This window comes from Advenella sp. S44, from assembly GCF_002810445.1.
Classification (GTDB): domain Bacteria; phylum Pseudomonadota; class Gammaproteobacteria; order Burkholderiales; family Burkholderiaceae_B; genus Advenella.
The window spans coordinates 1,029,920-1,053,099 of record NZ_NEXS01000003.1; the positions used below are offsets into that span (position 1 = coordinate 1,029,920).

Annotated in this window: 20 protein-coding genes; 15 read left to right on the forward strand and 5 right to left on the reverse strand. The window is 54.4% G+C overall.

Annotated elements, in window-relative coordinates; translation table 11 throughout:
* Nucleotides 1-59 precede the first annotated feature (59 nt).
* The 8 genes from soxC to soxB are packed head-to-tail and all read left to right on the forward strand — an operon-like array spanning nt 60 to nt 7,331.
* Nucleotides 60-1,424, forward strand: coding sequence for a sulfite dehydrogenase (gene soxC / locus CAP48_RS08805; RefSeq protein ID WP_100695627.1), 1,365 nt, complete (start codon nt 60-62; stop codon nt 1,422-1,424).
* Complete coding sequence (locus CAP48_RS08810; RefSeq protein WP_100695629.1) at nt 1,408-2,646, forward strand: c-type cytochrome; 1,239 nt, start codon at nt 1,408-1,410, stop codon at nt 2,644-2,646. The genes soxC and CAP48_RS08810 overlap by 17 nt, the downstream gene beginning before the upstream one ends.
* A 31-nt stretch (nt 2,647-2,677) precedes the next feature.
* A complete protein-coding gene (gene soxY, locus CAP48_RS08815; protein ID WP_100695631.1) occupies nt 2,678-3,145 on the forward strand; it encodes a thiosulfate oxidation carrier protein SoxY in 468 nt (155 codons plus the stop codon).
* A 46-nt stretch (nt 3,146-3,191) separates the two neighbouring features.
* Nucleotides 3,192-3,506 (forward strand): thiosulfate oxidation carrier complex protein SoxZ, encoded by a 315-nt coding sequence (soxZ, locus tag CAP48_RS08820; RefSeq protein WP_100695633.1) that lies wholly within the window; start codon nt 3,192-3,194, stop codon nt 3,504-3,506.
* Nucleotides 3,507-3,557: 51 nt separating this feature from the next.
* A complete protein-coding gene (gene soxA, locus CAP48_RS08825; protein ID WP_100695635.1) occupies nt 3,558-4,397 on the forward strand; it encodes a sulfur oxidation c-type cytochrome SoxA in 840 nt (279 codons plus the stop codon).
* A gap of 8 nt (nt 4,398-4,405) precedes the next feature.
* The gene (gene soxX / locus CAP48_RS08830; RefSeq protein WP_100695637.1) at nt 4,406-5,038 is read left to right on the forward strand and encodes a sulfur oxidation c-type cytochrome SoxX; all 633 of its coding nucleotides are present in this window, start codon (nt 4,406-4,408) and stop codon (nt 5,036-5,038) included.
* A 48-nt stretch (nt 5,039-5,086) separates the two neighbouring features.
* Complete coding sequence (locus CAP48_RS08835; protein ID WP_100695639.1) at nt 5,087-5,596, forward strand: TlpA disulfide reductase family protein; 510 nt, start codon at nt 5,087-5,089, stop codon at nt 5,594-5,596.
* Between the two features lie 25 nt (nt 5,597-5,621).
* Nucleotides 5,622-7,331, forward strand: a complete 1,710-nt coding sequence (gene soxB / locus CAP48_RS08840) for a thiosulfohydrolase SoxB (protein WP_100696737.1) — start codon at nt 5,622-5,624, stop codon at nt 7,329-7,331.
* Here the strand turns inward: soxB and CAP48_RS08845 are convergent.
* The 5 genes from CAP48_RS08845 to CAP48_RS08865 all read right to left on the reverse strand — a co-directional run bounded on the left by CAP48_RS08845 (nt 7,316) and on the right by CAP48_RS08865 (nt 12,668).
* Nucleotides 7,316-7,738, reverse strand: coding sequence for a DsrE family protein (locus tag CAP48_RS08845; RefSeq protein ID WP_100695641.1), 423 nt, complete (start codon nt 7,736-7,738; stop codon nt 7,316-7,318). The genes soxB and CAP48_RS08845 overlap by 16 nt on opposite strands.
* A gap of 375 nt (nt 7,739-8,113) precedes the next feature.
* Nucleotides 8,114-8,626: a hypothetical protein gene (locus CAP48_RS08850; RefSeq protein WP_153045670.1), complete on the reverse strand. Its 513-nt coding sequence runs from the start codon at nt 8,624-8,626 to the stop codon at nt 8,114-8,116.
* 323 nt (nt 8,627-8,949) lie between these two features.
* Complete coding sequence (locus CAP48_RS08855; RefSeq protein ID WP_100695645.1) at nt 8,950-10,614, reverse strand: GMC family oxidoreductase; 1,665 nt, start codon at nt 10,612-10,614, stop codon at nt 8,950-8,952.
* Between the two features lie 182 nt (nt 10,615-10,796).
* The gene (locus CAP48_RS08860; protein ID WP_242444370.1) at nt 10,797-11,648 is read right to left on the reverse strand and encodes an NADPH-dependent oxidoreductase; all 852 of its coding nucleotides are present in this window, start codon (nt 11,646-11,648) and stop codon (nt 10,797-10,799) included.
* Nucleotides 11,649-11,681: 33 nt separating this feature from the next.
* Nucleotides 11,682-12,668, reverse strand: coding sequence for a tripartite tricarboxylate transporter substrate binding protein (locus CAP48_RS08865; RefSeq protein ID WP_161495223.1), 987 nt, complete (start codon nt 12,666-12,668; stop codon nt 11,682-11,684).
* 389 nt (nt 12,669-13,057) lie between these two features.
* On the opposite strand from CAP48_RS08865, the gene CAP48_RS08870 reads away from it, so the two are divergent.
* The 7 genes from CAP48_RS08870 (at nt 13,058) to CAP48_RS08900 (ending at nt 23,128) form a co-directional block, all read left to right on the forward strand.
* On the forward strand, nt 13,058-15,058 hold the full coding sequence (locus CAP48_RS08870) for a TonB-dependent receptor domain-containing protein (RefSeq protein ID WP_242444371.1): 2,001 nt from the start codon (nt 13,058-13,060) through the stop codon (nt 15,056-15,058).
* On the forward strand, nt 15,058-18,996 hold the full coding sequence (gene cobN, locus CAP48_RS08875) for a cobaltochelatase subunit CobN (RefSeq protein WP_197707250.1): 3,939 nt from the start codon (nt 15,058-15,060) through the stop codon (nt 18,994-18,996). The genes CAP48_RS08870 and cobN overlap by 1 nt, the downstream gene beginning before the upstream one ends.
* Before the next feature lie 48 nt (nt 18,997-19,044).
* Entirely contained in the window at nt 19,045-19,554 is a 510-nt protein-coding gene (locus CAP48_RS08880) for a MotA/TolQ/ExbB proton channel family protein (protein WP_100695651.1), read from the forward strand.
* A complete protein-coding gene (locus CAP48_RS08885) occupies nt 19,554-19,880 on the forward strand; it encodes a DUF2149 domain-containing protein (RefSeq protein WP_100695653.1) in 327 nt (108 codons plus the stop codon). Before CAP48_RS08880 ends, CAP48_RS08885 begins: the two co-directional genes overlap by 1 nt.
* A gap of 151 nt (nt 19,881-20,031) precedes the next feature.
* A complete protein-coding gene (gene hisD, locus CAP48_RS08890) occupies nt 20,032-21,351 on the forward strand; it encodes a histidinol dehydrogenase (protein WP_100696744.1) in 1,320 nt (439 codons plus the stop codon).
* Nucleotides 21,348-22,115, forward strand: coding sequence for an SDR family NAD(P)-dependent oxidoreductase (locus CAP48_RS08895; protein ID WP_100695655.1), 768 nt, complete (start codon nt 21,348-21,350; stop codon nt 22,113-22,115). Before hisD ends, CAP48_RS08895 begins: the two co-directional genes overlap by 4 nt.
* Nucleotides 22,112-23,128 (forward strand): LacI family DNA-binding transcriptional regulator, encoded by a 1,017-nt coding sequence (locus CAP48_RS08900; RefSeq protein WP_100695657.1) that lies wholly within the window; start codon nt 22,112-22,114, stop codon nt 23,126-23,128. The genes CAP48_RS08895 and CAP48_RS08900 overlap by 4 nt, the downstream gene beginning before the upstream one ends.
* The last annotated feature ends 52 nt before the right edge of the window (nt 23,129-23,180 follow it).

A 23,180-nucleotide genomic window follows, 5' to 3' on the forward strand; every position in this document is an offset into this window, starting at 1 on the left:
TTAAACATTGCCTTTTAGCGGGACTATAAAAAACGATTTGATCATGTGGAGCCAACAGGATGAGAGACAAGCGCAGTCAATCGCAAAAGTTTGCGCGTTTGCGCAATGCACCCGAGAATTTTATTTCAGATGAGTTTGTATCTGAGGTTCGCCAACACGGCTGGGACGATACGCGACGAAGCTTTATACGTAAAAGTTTGATGGCGGCAGGCGCAGCCCTGGCCGGTGGCGGTGTCGCGCGTGCTGCGACACAAAACCCACCGGATCAGATGATAACGGAACCGCGTCCATGGAGCACGTCGCTGGGTAATCCAGTCGCTTTTCATCCCTATGGACAGCCTTCAAAATATGAGATGAACCTGCAAAGGCGGCAATCTCCCGGATTAACGGCGGTCCCGCAGGCATCAGTCGCATTTTCGCCGCTGCAGGGCATGTTTGGCATAATCACCGCAAACGGGCTTCATTTCGAACGTCATCATCAGGGGTGGGTAGACATAGACCCCACCGAACATCGCTTCATGATCAACGGCATGGTCAAGAATTCCAAGGTGTATACGATGGATGACCTGATGCGATTGCCCTCGGTTTCCCGGATGCACTTTATTGAGTGCGGCGCCAACACCGCTATGGAGTGGGGCAATGTTGCCGTTCCCACGGTGCAGTACACCCATGGCATGTTGTCCTGTTGCGAGTTTACCGGCGTTCCCCTGAAGTACCTGCTACAAGACTGCGGCGCGGATTTCAAGAACGCGCAGTTTATCCTGGCCGAAGGCAATGACGGCTCCAGCGAGACACGCACCATCTCCATGGCGCGGGCCATGGACGACGTTATTGTTGCCTGGGGAATGAATGGCGAAATGCTGCGTCCCGAGAATGGCTACCCGTTGCGCCTGGTCGTGCCGGGCGTGCAAGGGGTGTCGTGGGTCAAGTGGCTGCGTCGAATCGAGGTGGGCGACAAGCCATGGAACGCCAAAGACGAAACCCTGGGTTATGTCGATCACATGCCCGACGGCACGCTGCGTCAATATACCTCTATTCAGGAATGCAAATCGGTGATCACCAGTCCGTCTGGCGGACAGGCATTACTTTCTACGGGGTTTTACAACATTACCGGTCTTGCCTGGTCTGGCCGCGGAAAAATCAAAAAAGTGGATATCTCGGTCGACGGGGGCAAGAACTGGAAAACGGCGACACTTAATACACCCATTCTGGACAAGTGCCTGACGCGGTTCAATTTTGCGTGGAACTGGGATGGATCGCCCGCCATATTGCAAAGCAGGGCGGTGGACGAAACCGGTTATGTCCAGCCGACCAAATCCCAATTGGTGGCTGTGCGCGGTACCCGCTCCATTTATCACAACAATGCTATCCAGTCATGGAAAGTGGCTGAATCAGGGGAGGTGTTCAATGTTCACGTTGAATAATGTCCGTGCATTAACGGTGGGGATCTCGTTGTTTGTCGCCCAAGCGTCAATTGCCCAGCCGATCGATATCTCTGCATTGACGTCTACGCCCGAAGAGCAGGCGCAGATTGAGGCCACGATCAAAAAAATGGCCGAGCAGAAGCTGACTTTTCAAAATGTCGGTCGTGATGCCCTGAAGGTGGAAGTACAGGCCTGGGATATCGACGTTCGTCCCGATTTTCAGGGCCTGAAACCTGGCAAAGGCAGCGTGGCCGATGGAGAAGATGTTTGGGCTTCGAAATGCGCTTCCTGTCATGGGGACTTTGGCGAGAGCAATAAATTTTTTGCCCCGCTGCTGGGTGGCACCACCGAGGATGATGTCAAAGCGGGGCGGGTAAGCAACCTGCGCGCCGAAGCCAACGTGCCGTCGACCACAATGATGAAGATCAGTACGGTATCGACATTATGGGATTTCATATACAGAGCCATGCCCTGGAATGCGCCCAAATCGCTGACTCCCGATGAGACCTATGCCGTGGTCGCTTATTTACTGAGCGAAGCCAGCGTCGTTGACCCCGATTTCGAGCTGACCGATAGCAATATTGCAGATGTACAAAAGCGGATGCCCAACCGGGATGGCATGGTGGTTTATCCCGGGCTCTGGCATGCGAAGGGCAAAGCGGATACGCAAAATACGGATTGCATGCAAGATTGTGCCGGGCAAGCCAAAGTTGTATCGGCGTTGCCGGAACACGCGCGAAATATGAACGGCAACTATGCCGCGCAAATGCGTATTGTCGGCGCGGCAATCGGTGTCAACTCCGACGCGCCGAAACTGACCGGCAAACCAGAAGACAATGCTGTAGCGGTGCGGACTTTTGCCAAGCAGACGGTCAACGACAACGCAAAAAACGTTGACGTCAAGTCGGATGACGACGCCAGCGAAGATGATGCAAAGGCTTCTGACACGTCAATGGACGCGGCAACCCAGGAAAAAGTCAAGACGATTCTGAGCACCAATGCGTGTACCAGTTGTCATGCTGCGACGACCAAACTGGTCGGGCCGTCGTTTAAAGAGATCAGTGAAAAGTACTCGGAAAACGACGCTGCCAAGCTGGGTGAAAAAATTAGGAATGGGGGGGCTGGCGTCTGGGGCGCGATACCGATGCCGCCGCAGCCAGGCATTGCCGAAGGCGATATTTCCTTGGTGACCAAATGGATTCTTTCCGCAGAACATGATTAAGTACCTTGATTGATTTTTATTGGAGACAACGATGGATCTAAGAAGACGTAATTTTCTACAGGCGGGCGCCGTATTAAGCTTCGCGGTAATGAGCGGCGTTCTGACGCTCGAAGAGGCACGGGCGGCTGAAACGCAATGGAATAAGGAACTGTTTGAGGCCACAGATAATGAAGGGGTATTCAAGGCCCTGGGTGCAAGCAGCCCGGAAAAAAGCGACAAGGTAAAGCTGGTGGCGCCGGATATTGCGGAAAATGGCGCAGTTGTGCCCATTGCCTTGAGCGCTGATATGGAAAACGTCACGATGATGGCCTTTCTGATTCCAGAGAATCCTAACACCATGACCGGCATGTTCAATATTCCTGAAGGCACCGAAGCCAATATCGCCACCAGGGTGAAAATGGCCAAGACGTCGGATATTTTCGGCTTGGTCAAGGCTGGTGACAAATACTATTTGGCGCAGAAAGAAGTCAAGGTGACGCTGGGCGGTTGCGGCGGCTGATTACTGTTGGTTTTCAATTTTTTCGAACATTAAATGGGAGTGGTAAATGGCAACGAGACCAATGCGTATTCGCGCGAAAGAAACGGACGGGGTAGTAAACGTAAAGGTACTGATGTCTCACGTGATGGAAACCGGGCAGCGCAAGGATCAGGAAGGAAAGGTCGTGCCTGCCTGGCATATCACCAATGTGACGGCAAAATGCAATGACAAGGACGTATTTTCTGCCCAGTGGGGTCCGGCAATTTCCCGGGATCCGTATCTGGCTTTCAGCTTCAAAGGCGCAAAGAAAGGAGACAAACTCGAGATAACGTGGCTTGACACCAAGAAAGAAACCAGGACAGATACGGCCGAGATCAAATAAAAAATGTTCTGATGGGCGCTTGGAAAAGTATCCATTATTAAGGAGAAGACAATGTTAAGACAATTAAAAAAAAAATTACCGGGCGCGATTGCATTATTGCTAATCGCGTCGGCCACAGGATCCGGATTTGCAAGCGCCCAGTCGGCCGATAGCACACAGGAGGGGATTGATGATTATCGACAGATGTTGTCGGATGGCGGCAATCCCGGCGATTTGCTTGTCGATACCGGCAAGGAACTGTGGCTGGAAAAAAAAGGACCGAAGAATGTGTCGCTTCAGGCCTGTGATTTAGGACTGGGTCCCGGCGTGGTCAAGGGCGCCTATGCCCAGTTGCCGCGTTTTTTCAAAGATGCGGACAAGGTCATGGATGCCGAGACACGGATTATGTATTGCATGGAGACCTTGCAGGGCATCAATCCAAAGGACATTACGCCAACGGTGTTTTCCAAATCCGGCGACATATCTTCTGACTGGGAGGCGATCGTTGCGTATATTGCCAGCGAGTCTTCCGGCATCGCAATGGCAGCCCCTCAGAGCCATGAGGCTGAGAAAGCCGCCTATGAGCGCGGCCAGAAAATTTTCTTTCATCGCAGCGGCCCCTACGATTTTTCCTGTGCCACCTGCCACGGCGCCGCCGACAAGCGCATCCGCTTGCAGAATTTGCCTGATTTGTTAAATGCAAAAGATGCACAACAGGCGTATACCACCTGGCCGGGCTACCGTGTCTCTCAGGGCGTCGTAAGAACCATGCAATGGCGTTTGCAGGATTGCTTCAGGCAGCAAAGGCTGCCAAAGCTCAAGTTTGCCTCTCAGGCTTCCATTGATCTGCTGACCTACCTGGCCGTGAAGGCTAAAGAAGGGAAAATGGCGGCACCTGGAATCAAACGTTAGGAAAAAAAATGAAAAAATTACATTACGCAACGATGATTGCATGCATGGCTTTGACTGGCGCCCATTCATTTGCGCAGCCTGTGACCGGCACGAGAGATCAGGACGTCATGGCGGTATTGAAAGACTCCTTTGCGCCCGTGGGCGATGTCACGCTTGAGCGACTGGAGCAGTCGCCAGAACAAAAAGCCTGTTCGGATATGGCGGCAACCGGACAGTCCATTCCTAAAGAAGTCATGGAAAAGTTGTTGAAGCAGGCCATGGCATCGATCAAACCTCCTGCCGATAAGCAGTTCCTTGGCGACTGGAAGGTGGGCGAAAAAATTGCGCAATCTGGTGTCGGACTGCAATTTAGCGATAAGCCAGGGGTGGCTTCCGGTGGTAACTGTTACGCCTGCCATCAGATGACCAAATCGGAAATCGCTTTCGGCAATATCGGACCATCGTTGCTCCATTATGGCAAGAACCGGGGTAACTCGGCGCAGATGCTTGAATACACCTGGAACAAAATCTATAACTCGCACGCCTACACGGCCTGCTCCAATATGCCGCGTTTTGGTTCGGCAGGGATTCTGACAGAGCAGCAAATCAAAGACGTCATGGCATTGCTCTTTGACTCGGCTTCACCGGTGAACAAAGAATAAGCATGTCGCCATGAAACGGCGGTGCGCTCAACGACAGGAAGCATATCCATGATCAATCTCCAAGCGCCTTTGACAAAGCTTTTCTTTGTGCTTGCGATATGCCTGGGCGTGTCAGTCCACGCCCAGGCCGGTGTTACGTCACTAAAAAAAGGCGACGCCATTGCTCTGCCAGAATTCACGCTGCTCGATGGCACGGTGATTGCCAGTGAATCATTGAAGAACAAGCCTGTATTGCTCTCGTTCTGGGCATCCTGGTGCCCATACTGCGCCAGACAGAATCCGTATATCCAAAAATTGCATGAGCAGGTGAAGGATTCGGACATGCAGGTAGTTACGGTGTCAATCGACAAAGACCTCAAAGCGGCGTCAGATTATATGGCAAAGCATAACTACACATTCACGGCCGCGAAATTTACCCCGGCGCTCAAAGCGGTTTTTGGCGAAATAAAAGTTATTCCTTTGGTATATGTCATTGATAAAAACAGCATGATCCAGGAGATTATTCCAGGGGAAATGTTTGAAGAAGATGTCCTGGATATGCGTAAGTACGCTAAATGAACACTTAGAAAAGGAGATAAATATGGTGAACCGAAGAGAATTTCTCCAGATTCTGGCAATCGCTTCTGCGGGAGGCTATGCCTTTCCAAAAGACGTGCTGGCAGCTGGAAATGACATGCAGACATTTTATGATGTGCCGGCATTTGGCAACGTCAGCTTTTTGCATTTCACCGACTCTCACGCACAGCTTCTGCCGATCTACTACCGGGAACCGTCGGTCAATATTGGCCTGGGGGCTTCATTGAATAAAGCGCCACATCTGGTCGGAGACGCATTCCTGAAAGAATATGGCATGAAGGCGAACTCCATGCAGGCTTACGCATTTACCGCCCTCGATTATGCAGAAAGTGCAAGCCGATTCGGCAAGGTGGGCGGGTTTTCTCATCTGGCGACCTTGATCAAGCGACTGAAGGCGGATCGTCCACATGCATTGGTTCTGGACGGCGGCGATACCTGGCAGGGCTCTGCGACCTCGCTTTGGACCAAGGGTCAGGATATGATCGATGCCTCGTTGTTGCTGGGCGTGGACATGATGACGGCGCATTGGGAATTTACTTATGGCATGGATCGTGTGCAGGAAGCGGTAGAGGGCCTGAAGGGCAAGATCAATTTTCTGGCACAGAATGTAGAAACCTCGGACTTTGGCGATCCGGTCTTTGAACCTTATTCCATCCGTGAAATAAATGGCGTACCGGTTGCAGTTATCGGTCAGGCTTTTCCATATACCCCTATTGCCAACCCGCGCTATATGGTCAGCGACTGGACATTCGGTATTCAGGACCAGAAATTACAGGAAACCGTTGACGAGGTCCGAGGCAAAGGCGTGGCTGCGGTTATTGTCCTGTCTCATAATGGGATGGACGTTGACCTGAAGCTTGCAAGCAGGGTCACTGGGATCGACGCCATATTAGGAGGGCACACGCACGATGGTGTACCGGATCCTGTGATCGTGTCCAATGGAAAAGGCAAAACTCTGGTGACCAATGCCGGCAGTAATGGTAAGTATCTGGGTGTACTGGATTTGAACGTGGATAAGGGTGGCGTTAAGGACTTTCAGTATAAATTGCTGCCGGTATTTTCCAACTTCCTGGATCCGGACCCGCAGATGGAAAAGATGATCCAGTCCGTGCGGGCACCATATCTGGATAAGTTGAACCAAAAACTCGCGGTCACAAACGAGTTGCTTTATCGCAGAGGCAATTTCAACGGATCTTTTGATCAGCTCATTGTTGATGCATTGCTGCAGGAAAAAGGCGCACAGATTGCTTTTTCACCCGGATTTCGCTGGGGGACCACCTTGTTGCCAGGGCAGACAATCACGATGGAAGATGTGATGAATCAAACTGCGATTACGTATCCGGGTACGACGCTCAATGAGATGAGCGGTGATACGATAAAAACCGTGCTGGAAGATGTCGCTGACAACCTGTTCAATACCGATCCTTACTATCAGCAAGGCGGCGATATGGTTCGTGTCGGTGGCTTGAACTATACCATTGATCCGAATCAGTCCATGGGCAATCGCATCAGCAATATGACACTAAACGATAAGCCGCTGGAATCGGGCAAAGTGTATAAGGTTGCGGGCTGGGCTTCCGTGCAGGAGTCGAGTGAGCAGGGCGAGCCCATCTGGGAGCTGGTCAGTCGCTATCTGACAGACAAAAAAGTGGTCGGAGATATTCAACTGAACACTCCGAAAATTAAAGGCATTGAAAACAATCAGGGCTTGATGTAAGCATAGCCCTGATTTTGCAATTGCGTGAGACGTACAACACCGGACGGGGTAAAGTCAGCTTCCAGCATGAATTTATCCTTGTCCAGCTTTCTGCGCTTTATTGTAATTTCACATACTTCAAACGTGACGTTTCTCGCCGCCAGTGCAGCAATGAGCGGGGCCGTGGAGGCAGCATCTTTATAGTCAGTCATCATCATGTCTACGCCTTCCGAGTGCATGACAACTTTCATATCTGTCTCGGGATTGTAGTCCATTTGATTGCGAATATTGCGCAAGGCCTTGAGCGCTTGATGCTCGGAATCATCTATGTGGTAAACGACCTTGTCCTTGGCAAGCGCTACGCCGGAAGCTAAAACACAAGAAACACCAATTATTAAAAGTGAAATTTTTCTGAGCATATTCATCATCCAATTTAAAAAAATCTGTAATTAATTTAGTCGCTGCAATATTAGAATGCGAGTTTTCCAACGGCAGCGAAATGGGGAAAACCCCTAGGACATGATCATTGCTCTTATATTTATTTCATTTGAAATAATTTAATTAAATGCACTTGACCTGGGCTGAATGAAAACAAGCATTTAGCCTGGATACCTGCGTTCAGATAACCGTACATTGACTTTGTTTAGATTGTTGTTGCTGATGTTTATATACGTCAGCTTAATATTCCATTAATCTTCGGAGTGCATAATTGGCCCGCATTTGCGTCAGCATGAAAAGTGCGTTGCAAGAACACTTAATCGTCGCAGTGCGCGGCACCTGATCAGACACTGCGGATCTATAAACTAATGCATCTGTGAAGCGTCATGTCGCGACAGCGTATTTAGCGCGTCATCGCTGCTCATTCCCTGCTCGCGCAGTGTTGAGTAATACTGACACAGTGCTCCGAAACGGGCGCTTTGGATCGACGGGTTTTTAATGGAATTGAGTTTGACGATAATATCTCTGGCACGCTCGTTGATCCCCTTACTTGCTAGCGTATTTTGCAGTTGAACTGCCCGGTTCGCGATCATCCGGGCTGACTCGACAAAGTTCTCGTTAGCGCGATCGAGCAGTTCCCGGATCTCGGCCGTCGCCGCCTCTTTGTCATAAGCCGGATCGTTCGCGGCTTCTTTTTCTGCCATCCACTGGGCCGGATCAACGTTATCTTCACGCTTTAACCAATCTTTCGTGAGTTCGTCATCCTGGGTGACAATCGTGGGGGCCGTTAGAACCGGATCCTCCTGCGGCTCTTCGCCGCATCCTGAAAGAATAGCGGCAAGCAGAACCATGCCGCCGCAAGCTGTCCTGGTAGACATTGTTTACGCCCTTTGCTTATGCTCAAGAGTACGACAAACGGGATATATTGTGTCTTGATAGTATCGGTTTGCAGTCATTACCTATGCTGCGAATATACTACATTATCGTCATTGGATGACCGGGTCTTGATCAGGGATCTGCTGAATTACCCCATTGAATTATCACTTACGCATTTGGCATCTTCGCTTGCGGCCAGGGTCGATCAGTTCTGGTCCAAAGCGTCGTTGACGCGGGCGGCACCGGTATGCGGCTCTAGCAGCAGACCCGCTTTCCTCAATCTGATAAGGCTATGCCAGTTGGCATGGGCGATCCGAACAATTAGTTAGTCGTTATCCATGATCCAGCGCGAGGCTTTCTCTGCAATCATCAGCGTCGGGCTATTGGTATTGCCGCTGGTGATAGTGGGCATGATACTGGCGTCAACCACTCTCAATCCTGAGACGCCGTGAACCCTGAGGCGGGAGTCCACCACTGCCATGAGATCATCGGCATTCCCCATTTTGGCAGTGCCGACAGGATGAAAGATCGTGGTGGCGATGTCGCCGGCCAGCCGGGCAAGTGCCTCTTCAGTTTGAAACTGAATGCCTGGCTTGTATTCTACGGGCTTATATTTGGCCAGAGCAGGTTGGTCCACAATGCTGCGGGTCAGCCGCAGCGAGTCGACGGCAACTTTGCGGTCTTCGACGGTGCTCAGATAATTGGGGCGGATTGCAGGTGCCTGGGCCGGATCAGGCCCCTGCAACTGTACCGTGCCTCGACTCGTTGGGTTCAGATTGCAAACGCTTGCGGTAAAGGCATTGAAGCTATGTAGGGACTGGCCAAACGCATCCAGGCTCAAGGGCTGCACGTGGTACTGTATATTGGGGTGTGGGCGCGACGGGTCGCTGCGCGTAAAGGCGCCAAGCTGCGAGGGCGCCATGCTCATGGGGCCGGTGCGGCGCAAGGCATACTCCAGACCGATCCTGGCTTTGCCCCATCGAGTGCCTGTGATCTGGTTCAAAGTACGGGTTCCTTCCACTTTATAGATTGTCCGTATTTGCAAATGGTCCTGCAAATTGGCACCGACCCCTGGTTTGTCCAGGAGCACATCAATTCCATGTTGCTGAAGCAGGGCGCCAGGGCCGATTCCGGAGAGCTGGAGCAAATGCGGTGTGCCGATGCTGCCCGTGGCGAGAATGACCTCGCGTCTGGCTCGAATATGATGGCGAGCCCCGTTACGAATAAGCTCGACTCCCATGCAGGTTAAACCGAGCGTGCTGTCACGCGAGATGTCCAGGCGTGTGACCTGCGTGTGTGTCCAGAGCGAAAAATTGGCGCGTTGCATGCAGATCGGCCGCAGAAACGCCTTGGCCGTATTCCAGCGCCAGCCGGCTTTCTGATTGACTTCGAAATAACCCACCCCTTCATTATCGCCCTGATTGAAGTCTTCTGTGGCGGGAATACCGCTCTGTCGGGCTGCATCCATAAACGCGTCAAGAATGTCCCAGCGCAGTCGTTGTTTCTCTATTCGCCACTCGCCGCCATGGCCATGGAAGTGGGAAAAGGCCTCATCCGGCTTACTTTGACTGCTGGCGGCATCAAGGCGATAGTGATTTTCATGGCGTTTGAAATCGGCCAGGCAGTTTTCCCAAGCCCAACTGTTGTCGCCCGTAGCTGTGGCCCATTCATTGTAATCGCGGGCCTGGCCACGCATGTATATCATGCCGTTTATGCTGGAGCAGCCGCCCAGCGTCTTGCCGCGCGGATAGGACAGAGATCGGCCATTCAGGCCGACTTCAGGCTCGGTTCGGTAGAGCCAGTCGGTGCGGGCGTTGCCGATGCAGTAAAGATAGCCAACCGGAACGTGAATCCAGTGGTAATTGTCTTTGCCACCGGCTTCGATCAGCAGCACCTTGTTCTCTGTCTGCGCGCTCAGGCGATTTGCCAGCAGGCATCCCGCCGTACCTGCACCGATGATGATATAGTCAAATTCCTCGTTAGCGCTCATGCTTTGTTCTTTTGTCGGAAACTTGGGGACCAAGCGATCAAGTTTCGAAAGGTTCGTATATACACAGCATTTGATCCTTATATAAGTGAGCAGTTTGCAAAAAAACTCTATGATCACGGCTACACTGGAGGCGCTCAGCGTGTGGGATCTTAGTTGCAGCCTTCCTGGCGAAGAGGGTAAAGCTAACGTAGCTCGAACCCCAGATTATTAAGGGCCTCAACCAGACGGTGTCGTCCTGCCATCGCGTCCGGGCCGCGAACACGATTCAGGGAGTGCAAATCCCAAGGGCCACTGTTTTTCATCCCCTGCGTCGCGTAAAACTCCGTCATGGTTGCGTTATAGCTTTGTGTGGCGGCATCAAGGGTCGATCCGTCATACTTCTCCATATGAAGGACCGCCTCCTGAGGAAGGCGTGGCTTGATCGACGCGGGCCGGGCGGCGTCCGGATGGCCAATACACATGCCAAAGGTTGCGAATGTCAAATCAGGTAAACCAAGCTCCTTGGCGACTTCCTCGGGGTGGTTTCGCATCCCGCCGATATAAACCACTCCAAGACCCATTGATTCGGCCGCGAGTGCGGCATTCTGTGCGGCCAGTGCCGAATCGATGGTTGCCACCAGGAATGTCTCTAAATGATCAAGACTGCCATGACGCACGTCGAGCTTCAGGCCAAGCGTTTTCAAACGTGATAAATCGGCCAACCAGACAAGAAACAGTGGGCAGCGTCGAATGTGTTCCTGGTTTCCTGCCAATCGAGCTAACCGATCCTTGCTTGCAGGGTCCTGTACAGCCACTACGCTCCAGGTCTGTAAATTGGATGATGACGACGCCGATTGCGCAGCAGCAATCAGTGTCTCCAGCGTATTGGGCTTGAGCGCTTCGTCGGTATACGCACGGACCGAACGGTGATTGAGTATGGTTTCTATCGTCGCATTCAGTTTGTCTGCAATGAAGGGTGCTTGCCGATAGCGTGCCTGGATAAGGTCTTGCGGGACACTGGAGGTCGTGGCAGGGTGCATGGTTTCTTTACTCATAGATTAACGTAATTGCTTGTTTCGTTGCAGTGACTAATCGACTTTGATCCCGAGCTGACGGATCAACGGCGCCCACCGATCCATTTCGCTTCGTATGAACACGTCCAGCTCCTCAGGCGTGGAGCTGACCAGTTCCATGGCTGAAAGACGATCCCCCAAACCGGGAAGCCCTACAATGCGTCGGATTTCCGTGTTGAGCTTCTCAACGATGTCGGGCGGTGTGCCAGCGGGCGCAAGCAGGCCAAGCCATTCTGTCGTAACCACATCTATCCCTTGTTCCTTAAAGGTAGGAATATCGGGCATGGACGGATAACGTTTCTCAGATGAAATACCTAAAGGTTTGACTTTCCTGTTTTTATATTGCTCCCACGCCTGGCCTACGGTCGCGAACGTCATGGGTATATGGCCCGCCATTGTGTCCAAGAGGGCCGGCGTCCCGCCTTTGTATACGACATGCTGGATGTCTATTCCTGTCTTCTGTTTCATCAGTTCAGCCGTCAGATGCGTCATGGACCCCGTGCCGGCGGATCCGAAGCTGATGACATTCGGTTTGCGTTTGGCCAACGCAACCAGTTCGGTCAGATTATTCGCTTCAAAGCCGGGATTGGCATAGGCCACAATAGGCGTACGAGCCATCAGGCTGATGGGTTGAAAATCCTTGAGCGTGTCATAGGGCATCGTCGAGCGCATAGCCGGATTGGTCGTGTGATTGCTGACGGAAATAATGAGCGTATAACCGTCCGCCGGCGATCGAGCCAGTGCGGTCGTTCCGATCAGCGTGGATGCTCCGGGTCGCAATTCAACCAGGACTGGCTGCCCCCAATGCTCCTGCATTTTCTGGCTGATCACGCGTGCAAACGTGTCTACCGGCCCGCCCGCCGCAAAGGGCACGATAATCCTGATCGGCTTTTCCGGGTACTTGTCAGCTGCTGACTGTGCGAATGGGGCGCTTGTCATACACAGGCCGATTGTCGTGGCGACTGACACCACGAGTGTTCGACGTTTGATATTTGTCGTCATCTCCATGTCCTTTGGAAGGTTGTTGTGTTTTGTGCCGCAAAAGCCATTGCATCGGCCGATTTTATTGAGCGTATTATATCGGCGTATTTTTCGAAATATGATGCTTCAGTATTTCGATATTCGAAACACTATTTTTCCTTTATGGCCGGAGGCAATAGGTGTATTACGCTGTTTGAAGAACACCCGGCGAAGCCGTAGTAAGGCTGTAAATATAGCCCTTGCTATCGTGGTCGTCCCTTTCTTTAGTCGTTCACGCCAAGACAATAACGCAAATCATTCTGGTATTTTTAACTGTTATGTTATAACATTGCAATTTTTGCCGCTTGAACATCAGCATTGACCTGATGCGATGGCGTCGAGTCGATAGCGCGATGAAAACCGGATTTGCCATGAATAATCGAAGTAAGGTCGCAGCCAGCCTGATTGCGTTGCTAGTGTGGAGCACTGGCGTCTGCGCTCCGTCCGCGCCTATGGAAGAGGGGCGGCAAAACGAAAGCAACTCGGGCGCTCTACTGCCAAAGCATGATGACGTAACGATCCTACCCAGCGTTGTGGTGACTGCGACTGCCAATGAAAGGGCTCCCGACAATGTACCTGCCAGTATTGCTGTTGTCGGGGGCGACGACCTGCGCCGGCGCCCCGTGAACGATCTGGCAGACGCGCTTCGGGGCGCAGAAGGAATCAGTCTGGAAGACGTGGGCCAGGGCCGCCGGGGTATTTCGATTCGGGGCATGAGCAGCGAACATACCCTGATGCTGGTGGATGGACAGCGAATCAGCGCATCTGCCTCTGCTATTGCGCATTCGGATTTCGAACTGGGCTGGGTGCCCGCTGAAGCCATCGACCGGCTGGAAGTCGTACGCGGGCCGATGTCTTCCTTATACGGCTCAGAAGCGCTTGGCGGCGTCGTTAACGTTATTACTCGTGCGCCGACCGATCACTGGACCGGGTCTTTGAGCAGTTACGCCCTCGCCACCGATCATGGTCTGGGTGGCAACCAATATAAAAACGGATTTTACATTGCCGGACCGCTGATACCGGGTCAACTGGGCCTGAGCGCCTGGGGCGAAGTCAGACGCCGTCATATGTTGCACGATGCGTCCAGCCCGGCACTAAGCGCCCTGGACCGGCAGCGTGCTGTTACCGGACATCTTGGGCTAAGCTGGACGCCAGACGCACGCCAGCGTATCGACCTGACGATAGATGCGGTTAACGAGGATCAGACAGGCTTACACGCCGGAACCCGCAATATTCCGTATCAATCCGACAATGAGATTCAGCGTCGCCGTTACGCTTTTACACATACCGGCCAGTGGAGCTGGGGAAACAGCCGTGTCCGGCTGTATCGCAGCACACTTGACCGACAGATCTGGCGCAGCGACGGGGATCAGGCCAGCGGCCCCAACCGATTCGTCGATACTGTCTTCGATACCCAGGCAAGTTTTTCTCCCGTTTCTGCACATCGGCTCACGGTAGGCGGGCAGCTAAGAAGAGAAAGCCTGCAAGATCCGAATGTAAACCGTCAGGGAAAGAAAGCGCAGGCCCATCAGGCGTTCTTTGTGCAGGACGAGATGACGCTTGGCAGTCACTGGGAACTGGTGTTGGGCAGCCGTTTTGACCGACATGATAGTTTCGGTTGGGAGATCAGTCCTCGTGCCTATGTGCTTTTTCACCCGCTGGATGGGTTGGTATTGAAGGCCGGGGTCGGGCGTGGATTTAAAGCACCTACCCTTAAGCAGTTATCGCCGGAGTTCGAATCCTGGGCAGCGATGGGCGGGCGGGGCGTTATCCGCGGCAATCCCGATTTGCAGCCGGAAACGAATCTGTCGTACGAACTGGGTGCGACCTATGAGGCTGATAGCTGGTCGGCAGCAGCGACTTTTTTCCATAACAATGTACGCAACTTGATTGATACCGTCAGGCAGCCCACTTGTTTTGCTCCCGGTCGTGTCTGTCTGGCGTACGAAAATGTGGCCAGGGTTCGCTTGCAAGGCGTGGAATTGACTGGTGGCGCCGATCTTTCCGCAAGTTGGCGACTGGATGCCAACTATACCTATCTGGATGCTCGCGACCGGATAACCGGGGAACCGATGCCCGATCGTTCCCGGCATCGTGCTAATGCCACATTGGCCTGGAAACCGCTGGCGTCCTTGTCTACGCGTGTGCAGCTTGAGTATATAGGCGCCCAAGTTCGCCAAGACCAGGAAGGCAAGCGTCCAGGCTATGCAATGTTGCACTGGTATTTGGATTACGACCTGAACCGCAATCTCAGTGTGCAGCTCGGTGTAGAGAACCTGACGGATAAGCGGCTGGCCAACGATGATATTGGTCTTTTTAGCCGGGCAGACGAGGGGCGGCGCTATTTTGTCGGCATGCGGGTGCAGTTCTGATGCGATTATTACGAATCATACTGCACATGTGTTATTACCTGTTCATCGGCTTGGCAAGTCTTGCCCCTGTCTGCGTGTCTGCTAGTCCAGTGGTGCAGGTCCTGCACAATAGTTTTGTCTCGGCAGAAAAGTTCCGGCACCTGCAGTCTTTGGCCGCAGGGCAGGGATTGCGATTGCAGCATCAGAATGTTGAGTCCGCATCGCCACAGGCGTTAAGTGCAGCCGTCGCTGACGCGGCACTTACCGTGCTGGATGTGCCCCGCCCGGGTGACCGGTCAATGGTCGAGCAACGGCTGGCACAAGCACTAAATCAGCACAAGAGCCGCGCTGCGACCCGCTTGACAGTTGGCGGCGGCCAGCCCGCCTGGCACGGCCTGGCGGCGCCCGTGGGTGAGGTATTGGCTGAACTTTATGTGGCAGGCGGTCAAGCCAATTATTCACGTTTTTTCACGTTGCTCAGATCAATTCATGAAGGCGTGGCGCCATCCCCAGATTTGCTGGCGCCACCTGAAAAACCGCCTGCCACAGGTTTTTATCATCCGCAAGCACCACATACCCTGGACAATATACAGTCCTATCTGAATTGGTATGCGTCTGCGGTTTCCGCCTCAGTCAAAGGGCCTACTTCCATGGGCCGGGTCGCGTTTTTAATTTCCCGACAAATGGTGACCGGTTTCGTGACCAGCGAAGTAGATGCGCTGATTCGCCGTAGTGAGGCTGCCGGCTTGTTGCCTATCGTTTTCTGGGCTGATGCTGACGATCCGAAAGGATTTCAGGCAGCATTGCAAAACGCTGGCGTGGATGTGCTGGTTAACTTGACGCATATGCGAGGCGGCGCCCGGCGCACGCGTGATTTCAAGGCGTTGAATGTCCCGGTGATTCAGACACTGCATTTTCGCGAGGGCGACGCAGCGGACTGGCCAGCCGCAGCCAGTGGCGTTAACGCACGTACTGCCGCAGTTTTCCTGGCGGGGCCCGAAGGGTGGGGCGTTAGCGATCCGTTGGTGCTGTCTGCTGCAACTGCGGGCGTAGACAAACTGCTGCCGCAACAAGCGGAAGCTTTGATCGGTAAATTGCAAGCTTTGGTGGCCTTGCGACACACAAGCGCTGCAGACAAACGACTGGCGCTAATGTTCTGGAACTACCCGGCCGGTGAAAAAAACCTGGGCGCATCCCATCTGAATGTGCCTCGCAGTATTGTTTCTATTCAGCGTGCATTGGCGCAGCAGGGTTATGCGGTGGGCGATCCCGTAAGCGAAAGCGAGGTCATCGAGAAAGGCCAGCGTATGTTGGGCGCCCTGTATGGCAGCGTATCGCTGGATGCATTACTGACAGAAGATCTGGCGGCGCTGTATCCGCTGGCTGACTATGAAAGCTGGCTCTTGAGCCTGCCCGAGGAGCGGCAGACACAATTGCGCCATCAGGGCCCGCCTGGTGAACATCGTGCGATAAGATTAATCGATGGCCAGCGCTACTTCGTCATTCCCAGGTGGAAGATTGGGCACCTGCTGGTCATGCCGCAAATGCCGCGGCATCCTGATGCGGCCAGGCATTACCATGACACCGCGAGCGTACCCGACCATCTGTATATGGCCGCTTACCGGTATGTACAAAAACAGTATGCCGCCCATGCGCTCATTCATCTGGGCACGCATGGTACGCAGGAGTGGCTGCCTGGCAAGGATCGGGGCCTGGCGGCCAGCGACTATCCCTGGCTGGCTGTGGGTAGCATGCCAGTGTTCTATCCCTATATTCAGGATAACGTTGGCGAAGCCATCCAGGCCAAGCGGCGCGGGCGGGCAGTGACGATCAGTCATCAGACGCCTCCGTTTGCGCCTGCCGGACTATACGACCAGATGCGCGATCTGCACCACCTGATTCATGAGTATCAGCAGCTTGATGAAGGGGCCGTTCGTCAACAAGTGGCCTCGCATATCCTGGAGGCGGCGTTCGAGGCGAATCTGCATCGGGATCTGGGTTGGAGTAATGAGCAGGCCGAACGAGATTTTCCGGGCTTTATTCAGGCAGTCCATGACCAGTTGCATGAATTGGCGCGGACCGCCATGCCGCTTGGACTACATACTTTTGGGCAGCCGGCGAGCGACGAGCACCGGGCCAGCACGATCATGCAACAGCTCGCAGATCCATTCTATGCAGCCGTGGGGATCGACAGGCAAGAGCTGTTTGCCCAGGATCACAAGGACCTGAACAATAATCCTGCCTATCTTGCAGTACGTCAGTTGCTCAATGCGGACCGACAGCCTGCGGTGTCTGAGCCAATTGCCGCCTTTGCCGATCGCGCCAGGGAGCAGGACCGGCGTTTACGCGACACCCAGGAAAATGAGGCTTTGCTGGCTGGCCTGGCAGGCCGATTCATTGAGCCGGGCGCCGGCGGCGATCCCGTGCGCAACCCGGATGTCATGAGCGGACGCAATTTATATGCCTTCGAGGCCGATAAGGTCCCCGCCAAATCAGCTTATGATTCGGCTGCTACGGCATATGACCAACTTGTTCAGGCATTCCGTTCCGCACATGGCGGCCAGTGGCCGCGCAAACTGGCATTCAGCTTGTGGTCGTCCGAGGCGATTCGTCACTTGGGAATGACCGAGGCACAAATTCTGCACGCGCTTGGCTTACGTCCGGTCTGGGACGCAGGTGGACGTGTCACTGCGCTGGATATTATTCCGCGTAGCGAACTGGGCCGGCCCCGCACCGATGTCGTGATTCAGATTACCGGCGTATATCGCGACCAGTTCGACAGTTTTATCCGCCTGCTGGATGACGCCCTGGCGCGGCTGGCCACATTGGACGAGCCTGGTAATCCGATTATTGCCAACAATAAGCGTATTGCTGCCTCTTTGCATGAAGCGGGGATGCCATTGGAGCAGGCAGCCGCCGCGGCCAGCGCACGTATTTTTGGCAACGCCCCGGGGCAGTACGGCACGGGCGTGCCCGATCTGGCCTTGCGCTCTACCGAATGGAATGATGACGCCGAACTGGCGCAGCGCTTTCTGGCTAGCAGCAAATACGCATACGGCAGCCAGCAGTGGGGCAGCGCCCCGGCAAAAGCCAATCTGCTGGCGCAGCAGCTGCGCGGCACACAGGCCGCCATTATGTCGCGGTCCTCCAATCTTCATGGGGTGCTCTCAACCGACCATCCGTTTGAGTTTCTGGGGGGATTGTCGTCGGCCGTGCGGCATCTTGACGGCCAGGCCCCGCAACTGCTGATTTCGGATTTGCGCGACGGCCAGGTAAAAACGACCGGATTGCCGCGCTTTCTTGCCAACGAGATGCGCGCGCGTTATCTGAACCCGCAATGGATAGCTTCCATGCAGCAGGAAGGGTATGCCGGTACGCTGCAAGTGCTCAATGTCACGAACAATCTATTTGGCTGGCAGGTCATGGACCCGGAAGCGGTGCGAGACGACCAATGGCAGGCCATGTTCGATACCTATGTCAATGATACGCGGGACCTGGGCACCAAAGAGTGGTTCGAGCAGCACAATCCGACGGCGCAGGCGCAGATACTCGAACGGATGGCAGAAGCCATGCGCAAAGGGTACTGGGATGCATCGGAGCAGACGCAGCGCGAACTTGTCCAGCGCTGGCAACAACTGGCTGAACAGTTCGACGTTCAGACTGGAGCCCAGCAGACGCGCCGCTATATTGCCGAGCTTGCACAGGGATTTGGCTTGAACTCCGGAACGGCGCCCGACATGGACACCGCTGCACCCGCCGAGCCCTTGCCCGAAAGCCAGGCGCCGGCGGGGCAGCAATTAGAAGCGGTGCAAGGCCAGGTGCTGGAGCGGGTGCAAGTGTCGCCCGAGCCTTCATCCGAGACTTCACGGGTATTGCTTCTGTTGCTGTTTGTCGCCATGGCGGGTGCAGTGCGGCAATGGCGCGCCGGCCGTGCGCCCGAGCGCGTGATACCGATTTGATCTGCAGCCATCGCCATTTTCTCTTTTACCGTTTTCCGAGACCGTCTTATGGACTTTTTTGCCAATATCGAACAGCTGCTTTACGCCGTTTCCCGTGTTTTTCTTATGCCGATCCTGTTTCTGATCGTCTTGTCGCTGCTTTATGCAGTTGCAATGCTGGGCGCTTTCCTGGTCGAAGGCTGGCAACGGCGGGGGCAGGGCAGTGCAGACCGACTGGTGATGCAGGCCAGGCACTATTTACAGCGTCAGGTGATTACGTCGGCCGATTTGGAGCTGTACATCTTGAAGCGGCTGGAATGGCTGCGCATTGTGTCGCGCACTGCGCCAATGCTGGGCCTGATTGCGACCATGATCCCGATGGGGCCGGCTTTACTGGCACTGGGCAATGGCGATGCGACTGAAGTGGGTAAAAACATGGTGGCGGCATTCTCGGCCGTTATTCTCGCCCTGCTGGCTGCCAGCCTTTGCTTTTTCATCCTTATAATACGCCGCCGCTGGCTGCTGCAGGATCTGCATCAAGCTGAACGCAGTATGCTCTCTCAAGAGGAGTCTGCCTGATGCGCTTTCTTGACGACGACGACACCGATCCGATGCTCTCGGTGGTCAATCTCATTGATCTGTTCCTGGTGATCATCGGGCTGTTGATGATTATCATTGCCCAGAATCCGCTGGGCCCGTTAGCCAGTGAAAACGCAGTCCTTGTGGAAAACCCGGGCCAATCTGATATGCGCATCACAATCAAAGAAGGCAAGGAGCTGACACGCTACGAATCCAGCGGCAAAGTTGGTCAGGGGCAGGGTGCACGCGCGGGCGTAACGTACCGTCTGGATGACGGGCGGATGATTTATATTCCCGAAGATAAGGAAAAGCCAGCAAACAAGTAGTGTGAGCGATGGTGCACTGAGTCAGTTTGGCGAGACTATTTCCAATAAAAATTAATTGATCCAAGGGTAAACCCCTATTTGCATACCTATGCAAGAAATCGAACATAAGGTCAATTCCATTTTTTATAGCCATGCCAAAGACCAAACCATTATGATCCAATACCTGAAACGCGGCCGCTCGGCACAAGTCAAAACCGATGATGATGCGAAGGTGCGCGCCACTGTCGAAGACATTATTCGTCATATCGAACAAGACGGGGACGAAGCTGTCCGCCAGTACAGCCGCAAGTTCGACAATTGGGACCCGGAAGACTTCCGGCTGTCTCGTGACCAGATTGCCGCAGCGCGCAAGCAACTGTCTGCGCGCGAGATCGAGGATATCGCTTTTGCCCAGGAACAAGTTCGCAATTTCGCGCAAATTCAGCGTGATTCCATGAAGGATGTGGAAGTGGAGACATATCCCGGCGTCGTGTTAGGCCATAAGCACATCCCAATGAATGCGGTGGGCTGTTATATTCCCGGCGGCAAGTACCCCTTGCTGGCATCTGCCCATATGAGTGTGCTGACCGCAAAAGTGGCGGGCGTCAAGCGCGTGGTGTCTACCGCGCCACCGTATCAGGGCAATCCGCATCCAGCCATTGTGACGGCGATGGACATGGCAGGCGCTGACGAAATTCTGGTGCTTGGGGGCGTGCAGGCCGTTGTGGCCATGGCAGTTGGCACACCCAGCGTCGCCCCGGTGGATATGCTGGTCGGGCCTGGCAATATGTTCGTGGCCGAGGCCAAGCGCCAGTTGTATGGTCGCGTGGGTATCGACCTGTTTGCCGGGCCCACCGAAACGCTGGTGATTGCCGATGATAGTGTCGACGGCCAGTTGTGCGCCGTTGACCTTCTCGGCCAGGCAGAGCATGGCCCGACCTCGCCAGCCGTATTGCTGACCACCAGCGAAAAGCTGGCGCGCGACACGCTGGCCGAGATCGAACGCCAATTGACGATACTGCCCACGGCCGCCATTGCCCGGCAAAGCTGGGACGATTGCGGTGAAGTTATTCTCTGCGATACGGATGAAGAAATGCTTCGTGTGGCCGATGAACTGGCTTTTGAACATGTGCAAGTGATGACCCACGACGTGGATTATTTCCTCAAAAACATGACGAACTATGGCGCGCTGTTCCTGGGGCCACGTACCAACGTGAGTTTCGGCGACAAGGTCATCGGCACCAATCATACGCTACCTACTAACCGCAACGCTCGCTATACCGGTGGTTTGTGGGTTGGCAAGTTTCTGAAGACCTGCACGTATCAGCGCGTGCTCACCGATGAGGCCAGCGTGACCATGGGCGAGTATTGTTCGCGCTTGTGTCATATGGAAAATTTTGCGGGCCACGGTGAGCAGGCAAACATCCGGGTGCGTCGTTATGGCAATCGTCCCGAGTTGCCTTGGTATGAACCGGTAAGGGATCAGGCATGATTGAGCTGCCTACATGCCCGGATTTTCGGGTGGATGGCAAGCGTGCGCTGGTGACCGGCGGTAGCAGTGGTATCGGGCTGGCTGCGGCGACGGCGTTAGGCCGCGCCGGTGCCCATGTCACCCTGGCGGCGCGCCGCAGCGCCGAACTGGGAAACGCGTGCGCAGCCTTGCGTGACAGCCAAATCTCCTGTGATTTCGTGGTGCTGGACGTCACGCAGTCTGCAGATGTCGATGCCGCCATTGCCAATGCGTTGCCGTACGATATTCTGGTGAACAACGCCGGAATGAACCGGCCGGTGCCGCTGATTGAGCAGAATGACGATGAGATTGATCAGGTGTTCGAGGTGAACGTCAAGGCGGCATTCTACACCAGCCGGGCAGTGGCGCGACGCCTGTTGGCGGCCAACCGTCCCGGTTCCATTATCAATATATCGTCGCAGATGGGGCATGTAGGCAGTCCAGGCCGAGTGCTGTATTGTGCCAGCAAACACGCCATGGAAGGCATGACCAAAGCCCTGGCGTGGGAGCTGGGTGCAAAGAATATCCGCGTCAATTCCATCTGCCCGACCTTTATTGAAACACCGATGACGGCAGCAATGTTCGATAAACCCGGCTTCAGACAATGGGTTTGCGAAAGAATTGCCCTGGGCCGCCTGGGCCGGGTTGATGAAGTGATGGGGGCAGTCGTATTTCTGGCCAGCAGCGCGTCCAGTCTGATGACAGGCAGCGCACTGATGCTGGACGGAGGGTGGACCGCAGCATGAAAACCGCAGTGCGCGCACAAGATGTGGCCGATCTGGCCAACGTGTCGCAATCGGCCGTCAGCCGCACGTTTACGCCGGGCGCCAGTGTGTCCGAGAGCACTCGCAAGAAGGTGCTCGCGGCCGCGCAACGCCTGGGCTACCGGCCAAACGCCCTGGCACGCAGTCTGATCACGCGGCAAAGCCGTATCGTGGCGCTGGTGATGAGCTATCTGGAAAACCAGTTTTATCCGTTGGTCATTGAAAAGCTGTCCCAGCAACTCCAAAAGAAAGGCTATCACGTACTGATGTTCATTGCAGACATCGACGAGGGTGCCGATGGCGTGCTGGCTGATATTCTGCAATATCAGGTGGACGGCATTGTCATGGCTTCTACCATGTTGTCGCCGACGCTGGCAAAAAGCTGCTCGGATGTGGGGGTACCCGTGGTGCAGTTCAACCGCATTTCGGACCTGGGCGGATTAACGCGTTATGCGACCAGTTCCGTGACCTCTGACAATGCGGCGGGAGGTCGACTGGCAGCGCAATTGTTGCTGGCAAGAGGCTATGGGCGAATCGCATTTCTGGCTGGACTGGAGGATTCATCGACCAGTCTGGAGCGTGAGCGTGGGTTTACGCAGGCGCTTGCCGAGTCAGGCATGGGAATCGCTTATCGTGACACGGGCCACTACAGCTTCGCCGGAGCGCAGGACGCGACGCGGCGTTTGTTTGACCGCACCGAGCGCCCCGATGCTGTATTCGTTGCCAATGATCACATGGCAATCGCCGCAATGGATGTGTTGCGCCTGGAATTTGGCTTGCGTGTACCGCAGGACGTAGGCGTGATCGGCTTTGACGATGTGCCCCAGGCATCCTGGGGCGCGTACCAACTGACTACGGTCTCTCAGCGGGTGGAGCCTATGGTCGACGCGACGGTCGAGCTATTACTGGAGCAAATGTGCGGTGAAGTTCGCGCGCGCGAGATCGTGGTTCCCTGTAGCCTGGTGGAAAGAAAAACCGTCAGGCCCGCTGCCTGACGAATAATGACTTAAACGTGAAGTCGCGTGCGATTTTGCTCGTGACTCAAAA